Origin of the sequence: uncultured Pseudokineococcus sp. (assembly GCF_947499845.1) — a bacterium.
Classification (GTDB): domain Bacteria; phylum Actinomycetota; class Actinomycetes; order Actinomycetales; family Quadrisphaeraceae; genus Pseudokineococcus.
The window spans coordinates 1-16,383 of sequence record NZ_CANMPM010000026.1; the positions used below are offsets into that span (position 1 = coordinate 1).

Here is a 16,383-nt window from a genome sequence, read left to right on the forward strand (position 1 = left end):
CACGCCCACCCGCCCGACGACGACTCCAGGCCCGCCACCGACCAGGCACCGCGACCTATCGGTGGATCAGGGCTGAGCGGTACCGGCGGCGGGAGCGGTCCCGGCGGCGGGAGCGGTGCGCCGAGGACGCGGTGCACCGCGACGTGGGCGCACCGCTCTCCCGGCGACGCCCCCGTGTGCCACGCTCCGCGGGTCGGAGGGGGTGCGGCGTGGGAGCGCAGGGGTCGGGGGCCGTGCGCGGCGCGGTCGGCGGGGCCGCGGTCGTGGGCCTCGTCGTCGTGCCCGTGCTGCTCGAGATGCCCGACCTGCACCTCGCGGCGTTCCTCGCGGTCCTCGCCGCGCTGGGGGCCCTGCTCGGCTCGCTGCGCGGAGCCGTGGCCGGCCACGTCGTCGACCACGGCGGAGCCTGGTGGCGCGCCGCCGCCGTCTCCGGGACGGCGGCGCTCGTCCTCGTCGCCCTCGTCCTGCCCCCGCTCACCGACCGCTCGCTCGTCGAGAGCTGGCCGATCGGCCTGCCCGTGGCCGGCGGCGCGCTCGTCGTCGCCGTGTGGCAGTCGTGGGTGCTGGCGCGGCGGCAGGACCGCGCGGCGCGGCGGCGGAGCACCACCCGCTGAGGACGCCCGGCGGCGTCCAGCGGTGGACGCACGGCGGCGTCCAGCGGTGGACGCCCGGCAGTGTCCAGCGGTGGACGCACGGCGTCGTCCCGCGCGTCCTGCGTCCACCGCTGCGGCCGCCGTGCCGCCCCGGCCCGGGAGTCAGCCCCCGGCGCGCTCGGCGACCGGCTGCCAGGCCCGCCAGGTCTCGAGGCGGGAGGCGTAGTCCGCCTCGGCGATGGCGAGCGGCGCCGCGCCGAGGAAGACGCGCAGGGGCGGCTCGTCGGCGTCGACCACCTGCAGGACGGCGGCCGCTGACGCCTTCGGGTCCCCCGGCGAGGAGGTCCGCTGCGAGCGGGCCTGCTGCGCGGCCTCCCGGACGCCGTCGTAGGCGGGCAGCGGCTCGGCGTGGCGCGCGGACGACCCGGCCCAGTCGGTGTCGAACCCGCCGGGCTCGACGAGCGTCACGGAGATGCCGAAGCCGGCGACCTCCTGCGCCAACGACTGGCTCAGCCCCTCCAGCGCCCACTTGCTCGCGTGGTACATGCCCACGTACTGGAACGCCGAGATGCCGCCGATGGACGACACCTGCAGCACGTGCCCGCTGCCCTGGGCGCGCAGCTGCGGCAGCACCGCCTGCGTCACCCACAGCGCGCCGAAGAGGTTGACCTCCATCTGCTGCCGGGCGTCCTCCTCGCTGAGCTCCTCGACCATGCCGAACTGGCCGTAGCCGGCGTTGTTGACGACGACGTCGAGGCGGCCGAAGCGCTCGACGGCGGCGTCGACGGCCGGCTGGACGGCCGCGCGGTCGGTGACGTCGAGGTCGAGCGGGAGCACGCGGTCGCCGAAGCGCTCGACGAGGTCGCCCAGGGTGGAGGAGTCGCGCGCCGTCGCGGCGACGGAGTCGCCGCGCTCGAGCGCCGCGGTCGCCCACTCGCGCCCGAACCCGCGGGAGGTGCCGGTGATGAACCAGGTCTTCGCCATGCCCGTCCCAGCGCCCGCGCCGGCGCGCCTCTTCCCCGCGCTCGACCTCCCGGTGCCCGACCTCCCCGCGCCCGACCTGACCGGCCGCCGCGCGGGTCGCGTGACCGCCGCGCGCTGGTCCTCCGACCGGGCGGGGCCGCGCCCGGACCCCTCCACCTCGCGGCCCGACCTGCCGATCGTGGCCCTCGTGAGCACGCCCATCACCGCCGCCGAGCTGCGCGGCACCGCGCTGCGGACGACGCGCTTCTCCGCGGGCTACGACGTCACCGAGGTCGACGCCCTCCTGGACCGGGCCGCGGCGGCCCTGGAGGGAGCCGGCGTCCTCACGCCGGACGACGTCCACGCCGCCGTCTTCACGCAGACCTGGCGCCGCGGCTACGCCGTCGACCAGGTGGACGACCTCCTCGACCGCGTCGCGGACGCGCTGCGCCCGGCCCCGGCGCTCGGGCGGCACGCGCGCGCGGACGCGGTCGACCCCCGTGCCGGGGCGGGGACGGCGACCGCGACCGGTGGCCGCGGACACCGCCTCACGGCCGCCGACCTGCGCGCCCTCGACCTGCCGGCCGCGCCGCTGCTGCGGCGCGGCTACGCGCGCGACGAGGTCGACGCGCTGCTGGAGCGCGCGGCGGACGCCCTCGAGCACCGCGGCGCGGGCCGGCCGGGGCTCTCGGCGGAGGAGGTCACCGAGGCGGCCTTCCGGACCCGTGCGCGGGGCTACGACCCGGGCGCCGTCGACGCCCTGCTCGACGACGTCGTCGCGGCGCTCGCCGCGGCCGAGCGGGAGGGGCACGGCGCCCGCTGAGGGGCGTGAGGGGCGGTCGGGCGCCACGGCGACCTACGCTGCCCGGACCGCGTCCCCCGGAGGCAGCCCGTGACCACGACCGCGCGCACGACGCCCGCCGAGGGCGCGCCGCACCCGCCGACGCACGCCACCGGGCGCGCCCCCGAGCACGACACGGAGCACGGCACCGAGGACAGCCCGGGGCACGGCCCGCAGGAGGGCGCCGGGGCGCCCGAGGACGACCTCCTCGCCCGCCACCGCCGCGTCTCCCCGGCGTGGATGGGGCTGTACTACGACGAGCCGCTCGAGCTCGTCGGCGCGTCGGGGGCGCGGGTCACCGACAGCCGCGGGCGCACCTACCTCGACTTCTTCGGCGGCATCCTCGTGACGATGGTCGGCCACGACCTGCCCGCCGTCCGCGAGGCCGTCACCGAGCAGCTGGCGCGCGGCGTCGTCCACACCTCGACGCTGTACCTGCTGCGCAGCCAGGTCGAGCTGGCCGAGAAGATCGCGCGCCTGTCGCGCATCCCCGACGCCAAGGTCTTCTTCACGACGTCGGGCACCGAGGCCAACGAGGCGGCGCTGCTGCTGGCGATGTCGCACCGCCGCTCCAACCAGGTGCTGGCGCTGCGGAACAGCTACCACGGGCGGAGCTTCGCGACCGTCGGCGTCACGGGGAACCGGTCGTGGTCGGCGTCGAGCTTCTCACCGCTGCAGACGACCTACCTGCAGGGCGGGTACCGGTTCCGCAGCAGCTTCCGCGACCTCGACGACGACGCCTACGTGGCGGCGTGCGTGGCCGACCTCCGCGAGCTGCTCGACGTCGCCGTCACCGGGGACGTCGCGTGCCTCATCGCCGAGCCCGTGCAGGGCGTCGGCGGCTTCGCCGTGCCGCCGCCGCGGCTGCTCGCCGCGTACAAGGAGGTCCTCGACGAGACCGGGACGCTCTTCGTCAGCGACGAGGTGCAGACGGCGTGGGGCCGCACGGGCCGCTCGTTCTTCGGCATCGAGGCCTCCGGCGTCGTCCCCGACGTCCTGACCTTCGCCAAGGGCCTGGGCGCCGGCTTCCCCATCGGCGGCGTCGTCGCGCGCGCCGACGTCATGGACGGCCTGCAGGCGAAGGGCATCTCGACCTTCGGCGGCAACCCGGTGGCCACGGCCGCGGCGAACGCCGTCCTCGACCACGTGCTCGACCACGACCTGCAGGGCAACGCCGACCGGCTGGGACGCCTGCTCCTGTCCGGGCTGCGCTCGGCGAGCGCCGACCTGGCGATGGTCGGCGAGGTCCGCGGCGTCGGGCTCATGGTCGGGATCGAGCTCGTCGGCCCCGACGGGCACGCCCCCGACCCCGCCGCCGCGGCCGCCGTCCTCGAGGCGACGAAGGCGCGCGGGCTGCTCGTCGGCGGCGGCGGGCTGCACGGCAACGTCCTGCGCGTCGCGCCCCCGCTGACCCTCACCGAGGCGGAGGCGGAGGAGGGCCTGGCCCTCCTCGTCGACGCCCTCCGCGAGGTCGACGCCGCCCGCGCCCCCTCCCGGACGTCGTAGCCGTCCTCCGTCTCCGCGGCTCCCCGGTGCGGACTTCGTAGCCTTCTTCCGCCTCCGAGGCTCCCCGGTGCGGACTTCGTAGCCCTTCTCCGTCGCGAGGGGCAGGGTGGGCGGGTGGACGACGTCGACGAGCCCCGCCCGCTGTTCCCGCTCGAGCCCGCGGGCGCCGAGGAACCGCTACCCGTCGTCGTCGACTGCGACCCCGGCGTCGACGACGCCGTCGCCCTGCTCCTGGCCCTCGCGGCGCCGGAGCTCGACGTGCGCGCCGTGACGACGACCGCGGGCAACGCCTCGCTCGACGTCGTGACGGCGAACGCCGCCCGGGTGCTCGACCTCGCCGGCGCGCGGGCGGACCTGCGTCTGGCACGGGGCGCCGCCGGGCCGCTCGGGCGCGCCCGGCGGGAGCGGGACGCCGACGTCCACGGCGTCGGCGCCCTCGGCGGGCTCGACCTCCCGCCGTCGTCCCGGGCGGTCGCCGACGCGTCGGCCGTCGACGTCCTCGCCCGCGCCGTCGCGGAGTGGCCCGGTGAGGTCGTGCTCGTGGCGCTCGGCCCGCTGACGACGGTCGCCGCGCTGCTCGCCCTGCACCCGCGGGCGGCCGCGGACCTGCGCGAGGTCGTCCTCATGGGCGGCGCGGCGTTCTGCGAGGGGAACGCGACGCCGACGACGGAGTTCAACCTCCGCTGCGACCCGGACGCCGCGCGCCGCGTCACCGAGGCCGGCGTCCCGCTGCGCGTCGTCCCGCTCGACGCGACGCAGCGCGCGCTCGTCGGGCGGGGGACCACCGAGCCGCTCCTCGCGTCGGACGACGCGCGCGGCCGGGCGGTCGGCGCTCTGCTGCAGCACCTGTCGACCCGGCGGCGCGGCCCGGACGCCACGGGAGCGGGCGGCGAGGAGGCGGCCGCCGTCCACGACGCCCTCGCTGTGGCCGCCCTCCTCGACCCGTCGCTGTGCACGTGGGTCGGGGGCGGCGTCCGCGTCGAGACGGCCGGCGAGCTGACGCGCGGCGAGCTCGTCGTCGACACGACGGCCGGGACGCCGCGCGCCCGGACCGGCTGGGCCCGGACGGCGCGGGTCGCCGTCGATGCCGACCCCGACGGGCTCGGCCGCCTGCTCCTCGACCGCCTCGCCTGAGCGCCCCCGCCGCGGAGAAGGGCTACGACGTCCGCCGCAGCCCTTCTCCGCGGAGGAAGGCGACGACGTCCGCCCGAGGAGCCCCCTCCCCGTGGAGGAGGGTTCGCGGAGCCCGCCCCGGTACAGCGGTCAGCGGGCGGGGAGGGCGTTCTCCGCGGCGGCGCGGGAGTACCAGCGCGCGCTGTCCTTCGGCGTGCGCACCTGGGTCGCGTAGTCCACGTGCACGACGCCGAAGCGCTTGCTGTAGCCGTAGGCCCACTCGAAGTTGTCGAGCAGCGACCACACGAAGTAGCCCTTGACCGGGGCCCCGCCCTCGACGGCGTCGAGCACGGCGGCGAGGTGGTCGTGGAGGTAGGCGATGCGGTCGTCGTCGTGGACGACGCCGTCGTCGCCGACGACGTCCGGTGCGGCCATGCCGTTCTCGGTGACGTAGAGGTCGACGCCGGGCGCCTCCTCCGCGAGGCGCAGCAGCAGCGCGCTCATGCCGCGCGGGTCGATCGACCAGCCCATCTCGGTGCGCGGGCCGGGCAGCTCGACGAACTCGACGTCGTCGCACGCCACCCACGGCGAGGCGCCGTCGCCGTGGCCGTCGGCCGTCTCCTTGGCGCCCTCGCCGCTCCAGCGGCGCACGACGGTCGGGGAGTAGTAGTTGAGCCCGAGGGCGTCGAGCGGCTGGCGGATCGTCTCGACGTCGCCGTCGCGCACGAAGGACCAGTCGGTGACGGCGGCGGTGTCCTCGAGGACGTCCGCGGGGTACTCCCCGCGCAGCATCGGGCCGAGGAAGACGCGGTTCTGCAGGCCGTCGACGCGGCGGACGGCGTCGCGGTCGCCCTCGGAGGACTCGTCGTCGGGGCGGAACCAGCCGAGGTTCAGCGTGACGGCGACCTCCGCGCCCGGCGCGTGCTCCCGGACGGCGCGGGCGGCGAGCCCGTGGCCGAGGTTGAGGTGGTGGACGGCGGCCAGCGCCGCCGCGGGCTCGGTGCGCCCGGGCGCGTGGACGCCGGCGGCGTACCCGAGATAGGCGGCGCACCACGGCTCGTTGAGCGTGATGAAGGTCCGCACCCGGTCCCCCAGGGCGCCCGCGACGACGGCGGCGTACTCGCCGAAGCGCTCCGCCGTGCGGCGGTCGGTCCAGCCGCCCTCGTCCTCGAGCGCCTGCGGCAGGTCCCAGTGGTAGAGCGTCACCGCGGGGGTGATGCCCGCGGCGACGAGCTCGTCGACGAGCGCGGAGTAGAAGTCGAGGCCCCGCTGCTCCACCGGGCCGAGCGCGTCCGCCGTCACCTGCGGCGTGATGCGCGGCCACGCCACCGAGAAGCGGTACGTCTGCAGCCCCAGCTCCTTCATGAGGGCCACGTCCTCGCGGAAGCGGTGGTAGTGGTCGTCCGCCACGTCACCGGTGTCGCCGTCGAGGGTCCTGCCGGGGGTGTGCGAGAACGTGTCCCAGACCGACGGCGTGCGCCCGTCCTCGTCGACGGCGCCCTCGATCTGGTAGCTGGCGGTCGCCGAGCCCCAGAGGAAGCCGTCGGGGAAGCGGCTGGTCTCGGACGTGCGCTGGAACACGGGGACTCCTTCGTCGAGGGCGGGACGCGCGCTGGGCGCGGAGGGCGGCCGACCGCCTCGGTCGACATCCGACGGACCTGCCGGTCGGGCGGCTCGCCGCGGTGGCGCCGCGGCCATCCTGCCGTCCGCCGGGACCGCGCCGCCACCCCCGGGCGCCTCCCGCGGCCCCGCGCCCGCTCGTCGCACCCTGAGGCGCACGGCGGTCAGGACGCCGCGGCCCCGACGCCCGTGCTGGCGCGCACCCGCAGGTCAGGCGCCTCGACCTCCACGTCGACCACCGGCTCCGACGCGGTCTGGCGCACGAGCAGGTCGGCGACGGCCGCGCCGTAGGCGAGGAGGTCGTGCCCGACGGCGGTCAGCTGCGGGTGGGTGACCGTGCACAGCACGGAGTCGTCCCAGGCGACGACGGCGACGTCCTCGGGCACGCGCAGGCCCGCGCCGAGGAGGGCCGAGAGCCCGGCGACCGCCATGAGGTCGGTGTCGAAGAGCAGCCCGTCGACGCGCTCGGAGCCGCGCACGAGCTCCAGGGTCGCGGCCGCGGCCGCCGCGGCCCCGAAGTCGGTGTGGCGCACCACGGCGGTGGCGCCGCACTGGGCCGCCGCCGCGACGAGCGCCGCGTCGCGGATGCCGGTGTGCCCCAGCTCCTCGGGGCCGGCGACCCGACCGATCCGCGTGCGCCCCCGCGCGACGAGGTGGTCGGCGGCCGCGGCCACGGCGGCCGCGTCGTCCTTCCACACGCAGGGGAGGCCGCCGGCCAGCGTCGGGTCGCCCACGACGACGGCGGGGAGGCCGAGGGCGGCGACGAGGCCGACCCGCGGGTCCTCGCGCCGCGGGTCGAGGAGCACGACGCCGTCGACGCGCCGCTCGCGGGCCCAGGCCCGGAGCGTGGCCTCCTCGGTCTCGGCGGCCGGGACCACCTGCAGCAGCAGGCCGTGCCCGCGAGGGCCGAGGACGCTCTCGACGCCCGCGACGAAGCGGGCGAAGAAGGTCTCGGCGCCCAGCGCCTCGGCGGGGCGCGTGACGACGAGGCCGACCGTCCGCGAGCGGGCGCCCGACAGGGAGCGCGCGGCGCTGTTGGGCGCCCAGTCCAGCTCGGCGGCGACCTGGAGGACCCGGGCGCGCGTGGCCTCGGAGACCCCGGGCCGCCCGTTGAGCGCGTAGGAGACGGCGCCCTTGGACACGCCGGCCCGCCGGGCGATCTCCTTGATCGTCACGCGGGCCACGAGAACTTCCCGCGTGGGGAGGGCAGGCGCACGGCGCCCGCCAGCGGCGCGCGACGCACGGACCGGGAGGGCGGGCGCCGTGGCGCCCGCCCCCCGGACCCGTCCACCTCAGCCCTTGACCGACCCGGCCAGGAGGCCGCGGACGAAGAAGCGCTGCAGGGAGACGAACACGACGAGCGGCACGACCATCGTGATGAACGCGCCGGCCGACAGCAGGTACCACGCGTTGCCGCGGGTGCCCGCGAGGTCGGCCACCGCCGCGGTGAGCGGCGTCGCGTCGTTCGAGGCGAACGTCAGCGCCACGAGGAGGTCGTTCCAGACCCAGAGGAACTGGAAGACGCCGAAGGCCGCGATGGCCGGCACGAGGAGCGGGAACAGCACCTTGAAGAAGATGGTGACGTGCCCCGCGCCGTCCATGCGCGCCGCCTCGACGAGCGAGGGCGGCACGTCCTTCATGAAGTTGTGCAGCAGGAAGATCGCGAGCGGCAGCGCGAACATCGAGTGCGACAGCCACACCGTCCAGAAGGAGCCGGCGACGCCCACGTCCACGTAGAGGCTGAGCAGCGGGACGAGGGTCACCTGGATCGGCACGATCTGCAGCGCGAAGACCGCCACGAACAGCGTGTTGCGCCCCCGGAAGGGGATCCACGCGAACGCGTAGGCCGCGAGCAGCGCCAGGGTGATGGGGATGAGGACGGCCGGCAGCGTGATGACGAAGCTGTTGACGAAGTTCGACGCCAGGCCGCTGTCGACGAGCGCCGCCTGGTAGTTGTACTGCGAGAAGAGCGGGTTGGTGATGGCCGTCCACCAGCCCGAGCTCTGGATGTCGTCGACCGTCCGGAAGGACGTGACGAAGAGCCCCAGGGTCGGGATGCTCCAGAGCACGGCGATGACGATGGCGATGGTCGACGCCGCGGGCTTGGACAGCCGGTCGGCGGCCGCCTCGGCGCGCCGCTGGCGCCGGCGCGAGCGCCACGACTCCGTGACGGGGGCGTCGACCTTCCCCGTCGCCTGGGTGACGACCTCCTGGCTGACGTCGCTCGCGGTCACCGGATCTCCTCGGACAGGCGCAGCTGGCGGACGTTGTAGGCGATGATCGGCACGACCAGGATGAACAGGAGGACGGCGAGCGCCGCCCCCAGGCCCTGGTTGAACTGCCGGAAGGTCTGCGAGTAGAACTCGTTGGCGATGACCGAGGTGCTGAACTGGCCGCCCGTCATCGTGTAGACGATGTCGAAGACCTTGAGCGTCGAGATCGCCACGGTCGTCAGCACGACGACGAGCGCCGGGCGGATGCTCGGCACCGTCACGTAGCGGAACATCCCGAAGCCCGAGACCCCGTCGAGGCGGGCCGCCTCGGTGACGTCGTCGGGGATGGCCTTGATGGACGCCGAGAGCACCGTCATGGCGAAGCCCGCGTTGATCCAGATCATCACCGCGATGATGAAGAAGGTGTTCTGCGGCGCGTTGAGCAGGAACTGGCGGGGCTCGGCCCCGAGCCAGACGAGCACCTGGTTGAGCAGGCCGATCTGGTTCTGCCCCTCGGGGCGGTACTCGTAGACGAACTGCCAGATGATGCCCGCGGCGACGCCGGAGATGGCCATCGGCAGGAAGACGAGCGCCTTGGCGAGGTTCTCGAAGCGCGTCCGGTCGACGAGGTAGGCGTAGACCATGCCGAAGGTCGTCGCGACCAGCGGGACGAGCACCACCCAGAGCACGGTGTTGCGCAGCACGATGAGCAGCTCGCTGTTGCTGAAGACGGCGGCGTAGTTGTCGACGCCGACGAACTCGCTGCCGTCGTTGTTCTTGAAGCTGTTGACCAGCGTGCCGATGGCCGGGTACACGAGCCCGAGCAGCAGCAGGAGGATCGGGGGTCCGAGGAAGCCGAGGACGACCACCCACTGCGGCACGCGCTTGGGCTTGTCGACGGCGAAGAGGATCCCGCCCATCACCAGGGCGAAGAGCGCGATGGCCAGGACCATCAGCGCGAGCTTGTGCGCGGTGGTCTCCGCGTCGAGCAACCAGTCCACGAGGTCTCCTCCGAGACGTCATCGGCCCGGCCCAGGGCGCCCGCGGTCCCCGCGCCCGGCGGCGCCCTCGCTCCGAGGGCGCCGCCGGGCGCGGGTCAGCGGTGCGTCACTGGGGCCAGGCGGCCTCGATGTTGTCGAGCGTCTGCTGGTCGGACTGGTCGCTGGCGATCCAGTCCGTCAGCTGCTGCCACTCGGCGTCCGCGCCGACCTGGGCCGGCATGAGGTCGGAGGCGTCGAAGCGGAAGGTCGACTCCGGGTCCTGCAGCTGCTCGACCGCCAGCTGGTCGATCGGGCTCTGCAGGTTGCTCGGGTCGAGCTCGAGGTTCGCCGAGAACCAGCCGGGCTGGGAGGCCTGGGCCTTGAGGTTGGCCCAGTCGCCGGTGGACAGCCAGTACTGGACGGCCTGGGTCGCCGGGTCGTCGTTGAAGGCCGCCACGAACTCGCCGCCGCCGACGATGGCGCTCCCCACCTCCTCGTTGATGACCGGGGTCGGGAAGGCGAAGACGTCACCGTCCTCGGAGACGTCGGTGCCCGCCGGCCAGTTGGCCTGGTAGAAGCTCGCCTGGCGGTGCATCCAGCACTGGCCGTCGAGGATCGGCAGGCCCGCGTCCTGGAACTCCGTCGAGGCGATGGAGCGCACGTCGCCCAGCCCGCCGTTGACGTAGTCCGGGTTCTTGAGGATGCCGCCGGCCTGCGCCAGCGACTCGGCGATCTGCGGGTCGTTGAAGGGGATCTCGTGCGCGACCCACTGGTCGTAGACGTCGGGGCCCTGCTGGTGGAGGACGACGTCCTCGAGGAAGTCGGTGGCCGGCCAGCCGGTGGCCTCGCCCGAGCCGATGCCCGCGCACCAGGGCTTGCTGTCGGGGTGGTCGGCGACGATCTGGTCCGACAGCGCGAGCATGTCGTCCCACGTCTCCGGCACCTCGTACCCGGCCTCGGCGAAGGCGCTGGGCGAGTACCAGACGAAGGACTTGACGTTGGCGCCCAGCGGCGGCGCGTAGAACGTGCCGTCGACCGTGCCGTAGTTCTTCCAGTCCTCGCTCCAGAACTGGTCGACGTTGTCGACGACGGCCTGGGCGGGCTCCGCGACCTGGCCCGTGGCGACCATCTGGGCGAGCAGGCCCGGCTGGGGCAGGAACGCGATGTCGGGGGCGTTGCCCGCGTTCACGCGGACGGGCAGCTGCGCCTCGAACTGGCGCGAGCCGTTGTAGTTGACGGAGATGCCGGTGCACTCCTCGAAGGGCCCGAAGGCGTCGATGAACGACTGCGACTCCGGGTCGACGATGGTCGTGTAGACCTCGACCTCGGAGCCGTCGACGTCGCCGAACTGCTCGAACTGCGAGCAGTCGATCTCGCTGCTGGCGACCTCGGCCCCGGCGGTGCTGCCGCCGGAGCTGACGCCGGCCTCCTCCTGGGAGGCGCAGCCCGCCAGGGCGACGACGGCACCCAGCCCGGCGGCGACGGCCGCCCTGCTGCTCTTCCGCGAACGGGTGGACATGGCTCTCCTCTCGCCGGCGGCACCGGTGCCGCGCGCTCCGAGATGACAGCACCCGGGGGCGCCAGCATCAAGCCGCGTCGATAACGATCGGGCGACGAGGTGAACCGGTACAGCGACGCGCGTGCCGTAATCCGGCATGTGAGCGCTGACATGCCCTCTCGCGCCCGTGGGACGGCACGGCGGCGTTGCTCCGACCGGGTCGCTCCGACCGGACGCGAGCCCTCCTCCGAGGGCGCTCAGGCCACGGGCGCCGGGTCGCCGTCGGGCTCGCGGTGCGCCGCGGCGCGGCGTGCTCGCTTGGTGGCGTACATGCGCTGGTCGGCCTCGTGGAGGAGCTCGCCGAAGGTCGTCCCGTCGCGCGGGGTGAGGCCGAGGCCGATGCTGGCGCCGACGGCGACCCGACGCCCGCCGAGGTCGACGGGGCGGGCCACGGCGGCGGCGACGGCCGCGGCCACGCGCCGGGCGTCCTCCTCGGCGGTCTCCGGGTCGAGCGCCGGCAGCGCGACGAGGAACTCGTCGCCGCCGAGGCGCGCCAGCAGGTCGGTGCGCCGGATCGCCTCCCGGATGCGCCGGGCGAGGGCCACGAGCAGCTCGTCCCCCACCGCGTGGCCGTGCTCGTCGTTGACGGCCTTGAACCCATCGAGGTCGCAGAAGAGCAGCGCCACCGCGTGGCCGGCCAGGCGCGCCTCCCACAACGCCGCCTCCACCCGCTCCTCCAGCCGCCGGCGGTTCTTCAACCCGGTCAGCGGGTCGGTGTAGGCGAGGCGCTCGACCTGCTCGACGAGCGCCCGGGCGCGGTCACGCTCGGTCTCGAGGGCCCGCTGCGCCTCGACCCGCGCCGTGACGTCGTTCTGGACCCCGATGTACTGGAGCACCTGGCCGTCCGCGCCGAGGACGGGGGCGAGGTAGATCTCGTTCCACCACGGCGCCCGCTCCGGGCCCCGGTGGTTGAGCAGCGTCCCCCGCCACTCCCGGCCGGCGCGGATCGCGGAGCGGATGGCGTCGACGACCCCCGGGTCGGTGTCCGCGCCCTGGAGGAAGCGGCAGTTGCGGCCCAGCACGTCCTCGACGGCGACGCCCGAGAGCTGCTCGAAGGCCTTGTTGGCGTAGACGAGCGGCTGGTCGGGGCGCCGCATGTCCGCGATCGTCACGCCGCTCGTCGTGGCCGCGAGCGCCCGGTGCAGCAGCGCCTCACCGGCGGGGGTGGTGCGCACCTCGCCGGGCGAGCGCGCGGGCCCCGCCGTGCCGGCGTCGGCCGCCACCGAGGCCCGCTGCTCGGCGCCGGTGGGCACGGGGACGGCCTCGCGCGGGACCACCCGCGAGAGCAGGCACCGCGCGGCGTCGACGACGGTGGCGCGCTCGTAGGTGAGGGCGTACTCGAACATCCGCTGGGCGTCGGGGCCGGTGTCGCCGAGGTCGCGGGCGAGCAGCGCCGCGCTGAAGTGCGGGCCCAGGACGACGACGTCCCACTCGCCGCGGACCGCGTCGTCGGCCGCCAGCGTCGTGCCCCGCAGGCCCGCGATGGGCTCCTCGGGCAGGCCCTCGCCCAGCGCGCAGACGAAGCCCGTGCGCTCGACGAGGTCGCGGTAGCGGGCGGCGGTGGCGGGCGTGAAGTGCTTGGCCTCCTGGAAGGTGGAGGCGACGACGGCGGTCTCGCCCAGGCGCAGCGCCTCCCGCTCGAGCTGCTTGCTCAGCTCGATCAGCAGCGCCTTGGGCGAGCGGCGCAGCTCGTGGTGGGCCTGCAGCAGGGCGAAGGGCGACGTCGCGGCGAGGTCGACGGCGGCGCGGGGCGGCAGCACGAGCTCGCCGACCTCGAAGGCGGGCGCGGGCCCCGGCGCGGGACGACCGAAGAGCCAGCCCTGGCCGAGGCGCGCCCCGAGGGCGCGGCCGATCCGCAGGTGCCGCTCGTCCTCGATGCCCTCGGCGAGGACGAGCGCGCCCGAGGACTCGGCGTAGGCGTTGACGGCGTTCATGATCTGCGCCACGGCGGGCCCGGGGCGCTCCTGCACCAGCCGCAGGTCCAGCTTGACGACGTCGGGGCGCAGCAGTGGCATGAAGGCGAGCGACATCGCGTCCGCGCCGACGTCGTCGAGCGCGATGCCCCAGCCGATCTCCCGGACCCGGTCGACCGTGCGCAGCAGCTCGGCCGGCCGGTGGGCCAGGGCCCGCTCGGTGATCTCCACGACCACGCGCAGGTCCCCCGGGGCGCCGGCGGCGATGGCGAGGAGGTCATCGAGCGGGGCGCTGTCGAGCACCTCGGGCTCGACGTTGACGAAGAGGGTGAGCGGCGCGAGCAGCTGCTGCTCCAGCGCCCCGCGGAAGGCGGCCTCACGACACGCGGCGTCCAGCTCGGCGAGCAGGCCGTGGGCGCGGGCCGCGGCGAAGAGGTGGTCCGGGCGCTCGAGATCGCTGCCCCGGGGGCCGCGCGCGAGCGCCTCGTAGGCGACGACCCGGCCGCTGTCGAGGTCCACGATCGGCTGGAAGACGCTGCGGACCCCGCCGTCGACCACCTCGCGCAGCTCGACCGGCCGCGCGCCTCCGTCCACCGTCATGCCGTCCTCCGCCTCGCACCGCACCTGCGGGTGCGCCACCGGCTGGACGCGTCCCGTGGGACCTGTCGGACGTCGGCCCCGCGTCCCGCGGGAGCCGCCGCGGGAGCACCCGATCGGCGCACGCCCGGGCCGGCGGGTGCGCGCCCGCGAGCGGGCGGGTCGCCCGTGACCACCGCCGTGGGCCTCGAGGCGGCAGGATCCCGCCATGGCAGCTGAGAGCACTCCCCCGCTGGGCGTCGCGATGGTCGGCCACTCGTTCATGGGCGCCGCCCACTCCCAGGCCTGGTCGGTCGCGCCGCGCTTCTTCGACCTCCCGCTGGCCCCGCGGATGGTCGTCGTCGCCGGTCGGCGCCCCGACGCGGCCGAGGCCGCCGCACGGCGGTACGGCTGGGCCGGCAGCACCGCGGACTGGCGCTCCGTCCTGCAGCGCGACGACGTGGACCTCGTCGACGTCTGCACCCCGGGCGACACGCACGCGGAGATCGCCGTGGCGGCGCTCGACGCCGGCAAGCACGTGCTGTGCGAGAAGCCCCTCGCGAACTCCGTCGAGGAGGCCGAGACGATGGTCGCGGCCGCCGAGCGCGCGGCGGCCCTCGGCGTCCGGGCCACCGTGGGCTTCACCTACCGGCGCGTGCCGGCCATCGCCCTCGCCCGCCGGCTCGTCGCCGACGGACGCATCGGCACGGTGCGGCACGTGCGCGCGCAGTACCTGCAGGACTGGATCGCCGACGAGAGCGCGCCCATGTCCTGGCGCCTCGACAAGGAGCGCGCCGGGTCGGGCGCCCTCGGCGACATCGGCGCCCACGTCGTCGACCTCGCCCAGCACGTCACCGGCGAGCTGCTCACGGGCGTCAGCGGGCTCCTCGAGACCTTCGTGCACGAGCGCCCCCTGCCCGGCGACGGCGGCGGCGACCTGCGGGGCACGGCCGGCGAGGGCACCGGGCGCGTGACGGTCGACGACGCCGCCGTCTTCACCGCCCGCCTGGCCGGGGGTGGCCTCGCGACCTTCGAGGCCACGCGCTTCGCGCACGGCCGCAAGAACGCCATCCGGCTCGAGGTCAACGGCTCGAAGGGCTCGCTGGCCTTCGACTTCGAGGACATGAACGTCCTGCACTACTTCGACGCGACCGACGACCCGGTCGTCGCCGGCTTCCGCCGCATCTACGTCACGGAGCCCGAGCACCCCTACGGCGGCGCCTGGTGGCCGGCCGGCCACGGCCTCGGCTACGAGCACGCCTTCACCCACCAGGTCGTCGACCTCGTGGGCGCCCTGGCCGAGGGCCGCGACCCCGAGCCCACCTTCGCCGACGGGCTCCAGGTGCAGCGGGTGATGGCGGCCGTCGAGGCGTCCTCGGCCCAGGGCTGCGCCTGGCAGGCCCTCTGAGCCGGGTCCTCGACGGGCCCTCCCACGACGGCGCCCGGCCCCACCAGCACGGCGCACCACCCGACACCCAGGAGGACGCATGCCCCGCCCGATCACCCTGTTCACCGGCCAGTGGGCCGACCTGCCGCTGGAGGAGGTGGCGCGCCTCGCCAGCGGGTGGGGCTACGACGGCCTCGAGCTGGCGTGCTGGGGCGACCACCTCGACCCCTGGCGCTGGGACGATGCCGACTACGTGCAGGGCCGCCTGGACCTGCTCGAGCGCCACGGCCTGCAGCTGCACGCCATCAGCAACCACCTCAAGGGCCAGGCGGTCTGCGACGACCCCATCGACCAGCGCCACCGCGACATGCTCCCCGACGTCGTCTGGGGCGACGGCGACCCCGAGGGCGTGCGCCAGCGGGCGGCCGAGGAGATGAAGAACACCGCCCGGCTCGCCGCGAAGCTCGGCGTCAAGACCGTGGTGGGGTTCACCGGGTCGAGCATCTGGAAGTACGTGGCGATGTTCCCGCCCGTCTCGGCCGAGCTCGTCGACGCCGGCTACCAGGACTTCGCCGACCGCTGGAACCCGATCCTCGACGTCTTCGACGAGGTCGGGGTCCGCTTCGCCCACGAGGTCCACCCCAGCGAGATCGCCTACGACTACTGGACGACCGTGCGGGCGCTGGAGGCCATCGGCCACCGCGAGGCCTTCGGCCTCAACTGGGACCCGAGCCACTTCGTGTGGCAGGACCTCGACCCCGTGGCCTTCCTGTGGGACTTCCGCGACCGGATCCTCCACGTGGACTGCAAGGACGCGAAGCGCGCGACCGGCAACGGCCGCAACGGGCGCCTGTCGAGCCACCTCCCGTGGGCGGACGGGCGCCGCGGCTGGGACTTCGTGTCCACCGGCCACGGGGACGTCCCCTGGGAGCAGTGCTTCCGCATGCTCAACCAGATCGGCTACGAGGGACCCATCAGCGTCGAGTGGGAGGACGCCGGCATGGACCGCCTCGTCGGGGCGCCCGAGGCCCTCGAGAGGGTGCGCCGTCTCGCCTTCGACCCGCCCGACGCCGCCTTCGACGCGGCCTTCTCCACGCGCTGACCGCCCTCCGCCGACGCC

13 protein-coding genes are annotated in these 16,383 nt (G+C 75.2%); 6 read left to right on the forward strand and 7 right to left on the reverse strand.

The features are described 5' to 3' along the window. Positions 1–209 precede the first annotated feature (209 nt). Positions 210–614 (forward strand): hypothetical protein, encoded by a 405-nt coding sequence (locus Q0789_RS15550; protein ID WP_298806846.1) that lies wholly within the window; start codon positions 210–212, stop codon positions 612–614. Positions 615–755: 141 nt separating this feature from the next. Here Q0789_RS15550 and Q0789_RS15555 read toward each other — a convergent pair whose 3' ends face one another. Then, positions 756–1,577, reverse strand: coding sequence for an SDR family oxidoreductase (locus Q0789_RS15555; protein WP_298806848.1), 822 nt, complete (start codon positions 1,575–1,577; stop codon positions 756–758). Here Q0789_RS15555 and Q0789_RS15560 point away from each other — a divergent pair. From Q0789_RS15560 to Q0789_RS15570, 3 genes are all read left to right on the forward strand, one after another. After that, entirely contained in the window at positions 1,558–2,379 is an 822-nt protein-coding gene (locus tag Q0789_RS15560; RefSeq protein WP_298806849.1) for a DivIVA domain-containing protein, read from the forward strand. The genes Q0789_RS15555 and Q0789_RS15560 overlap by 20 nt on opposite strands. A gap of 258 nt (positions 2,380–2,637) precedes the next feature. Next, positions 2,638–3,903 (forward strand): aspartate aminotransferase family protein, encoded by a 1,266-nt coding sequence (locus tag Q0789_RS15565; RefSeq protein WP_366917760.1) that lies wholly within the window; start codon positions 2,638–2,640, stop codon positions 3,901–3,903. A 114-nt stretch (positions 3,904–4,017) separates the two neighbouring features. Next, positions 4,018–5,037 (forward strand): nucleoside hydrolase, encoded by a 1,020-nt coding sequence (locus Q0789_RS15570; protein ID WP_298806853.1) that lies wholly within the window; start codon positions 4,018–4,020, stop codon positions 5,035–5,037. Positions 5,038–5,166: 129 nt separating this feature from the next. On the opposite strand, the gene Q0789_RS15575 is transcribed toward Q0789_RS15570, so the two are convergent. The 6 genes from Q0789_RS15575 to Q0789_RS15600 all read right to left on the reverse strand — a co-directional run bounded on the left by Q0789_RS15575 (position 5,167) and on the right by Q0789_RS15600 (position 13,900). Then, entirely contained in the window at positions 5,167–6,597 is a 1,431-nt protein-coding gene (locus Q0789_RS15575) for a GH1 family beta-glucosidase (RefSeq protein WP_298806855.1), read from the reverse strand. 203 nt (positions 6,598–6,800) lie between these two features. After that, the gene (locus Q0789_RS15580; RefSeq protein ID WP_298806857.1) at positions 6,801–7,811 is read right to left on the reverse strand and encodes a LacI family DNA-binding transcriptional regulator; all 1,011 of its coding nucleotides are present in this window, start codon (positions 7,809–7,811) and stop codon (positions 6,801–6,803) included. Positions 7,812–7,928: 117 nt separating this feature from the next. Then, positions 7,929–8,870: a carbohydrate ABC transporter permease gene (locus Q0789_RS15585; protein WP_298806859.1), complete on the reverse strand. Its 942-nt coding sequence runs from the start codon at positions 8,868–8,870 to the stop codon at positions 7,929–7,931. Further along, complete coding sequence (locus Q0789_RS15590) at positions 8,867–9,850, reverse strand: carbohydrate ABC transporter permease (protein ID WP_298806861.1); 984 nt, start codon at positions 9,848–9,850, stop codon at positions 8,867–8,869. The genes Q0789_RS15585 and Q0789_RS15590 overlap by 4 nt, the downstream gene beginning before the upstream one ends. A gap of 106 nt (positions 9,851–9,956) precedes the next feature. Then, complete coding sequence (locus Q0789_RS15595; RefSeq protein ID WP_298806863.1) at positions 9,957–11,348, reverse strand: ABC transporter substrate-binding protein; 1,392 nt, start codon at positions 11,346–11,348, stop codon at positions 9,957–9,959. 236 nt (positions 11,349–11,584) lie between these two features. Then, positions 11,585–13,900, reverse strand: a complete 2,316-nt coding sequence (locus Q0789_RS15600) for a diguanylate cyclase (protein WP_298806864.1) — start codon at positions 13,898–13,900, stop codon at positions 11,585–11,587. Positions 13,901–14,105: 205 nt separating this feature from the next. Here Q0789_RS15600 and Q0789_RS15605 point away from each other — a divergent pair, with 205 nt between their 5' ends. After that, positions 14,106–15,284: a Gfo/Idh/MocA family oxidoreductase gene (locus Q0789_RS15605; protein ID WP_298806866.1), complete on the forward strand. Its 1,179-nt coding sequence runs from the start codon at positions 14,106–14,108 to the stop codon at positions 15,282–15,284. 79 nt (positions 15,285–15,363) lie between these two features. Continuing rightward, complete coding sequence (locus Q0789_RS15610) at positions 15,364–16,365, forward strand: sugar phosphate isomerase/epimerase (RefSeq protein WP_298806868.1); 1,002 nt, start codon at positions 15,364–15,366, stop codon at positions 16,363–16,365. The last annotated feature ends 18 nt before the right edge of the window (positions 16,366–16,383 follow it).

What these genes read in the sequence shown, in the direction of transcription:
- Q0789_RS15560 (WP_298806849.1), top strand. Translation starts at nt 1,558, where the DNA reads ATGAACCAGGTCTTCGCCATGCCCGTCCCAGCGCCCGCGCCGGCGCGC.
- Q0789_RS15605 (WP_298806866.1), top strand. Translation starts at nt 14,106, where the DNA reads ATGGCAGCTGAGAGCACTCCCCCGCTGGGCGTCGCGATGGTCGGCCAC.
- Q0789_RS15600 (WP_298806864.1), bottom strand. Translation starts at nt 13,900, where the DNA reads ATGACGGTGGACGGAGGCGCGCGGCCGGTCGAGCTGCGCGAGGTGGTC.
- Q0789_RS15565 (WP_366917760.1), top strand. Translation starts at nt 2,638, where the DNA reads ATGGGGCTGTACTACGACGAGCCGCTCGAGCTCGTCGGCGCGTCGGGG.
- Q0789_RS15595 (WP_298806863.1), bottom strand. Translation starts at nt 11,348, where the DNA reads ATGTCCACCCGTTCGCGGAAGAGCAGCAGGGCGGCCGTCGCCGCCGGG.
- Q0789_RS15555 (WP_298806848.1), bottom strand. Translation starts at nt 1,577, where the DNA reads ATGGCGAAGACCTGGTTCATCACCGGCACCTCCCGCGGGTTCGGGCGC.
- Q0789_RS15610 (WP_298806868.1), top strand. Translation starts at nt 15,364, where the DNA reads ATGCCCCGCCCGATCACCCTGTTCACCGGCCAGTGGGCCGACCTGCCG.